The organism is Paenarthrobacter sp. GQ52 (genome assembly GCF_059759005.1).
Window position 1 is genome coordinate 1 of record NZ_JCAXEJ010000051.1, and the last position, 518, is coordinate 518.

Here is a 518-nt window from a genome sequence, read left to right on the forward strand (position 1 = left end):
GTGCCGATGTCCTCGGCCATGGTGATCTGGACATGATCCACGTAGTTGGCGTTCCAGAGCGGTTCGAACAACTGGTTCGCGAAACGCAACGCCAGGATGTTCTGCACCGTCTCCTTCCCCAAATAATGGTCAATCCGGAACACCGCATCAGCCGGGAACACCGACTCGACAATGTCGTTGAGCTGCCGGGCCGACTCCAAGTCGTGCCCGAACGGCTTCTCGATCACCACACGACGCCACTGACCCGGCTTGGCCTGCGCCAGGCCGTGCTTGGACAACTGCCGGCAGACCTGCTCGAACGCCTTGGGCGGGATCGACAGGTAGAAACCATGATTACCGCGGGTGCCACGGGTCTCATCCAGCTCATCAAGAACATCACCGAGACGCTCGAAAGCGTCATCGTCGTCGAACTCGCCCTGAACAAAACGGATACCCGAAGCGAGCTGTTCCCATACTGCTTCATCGAACTTCGTCCGGGCGTGGGCCTTGACGTTTTCCTTGACCTCGGCCGCGAAGTC

The 518-nt window shown here is 59.5% G+C and carries 1 pseudogene; it reads right to left on the reverse strand.

Annotated elements, in window-relative coordinates:
- A pseudogene (locus AC6CH8_RS22850) lies at positions 1-518 on the reverse strand (glucose-6-phosphate dehydrogenase); the annotation flags it as partial.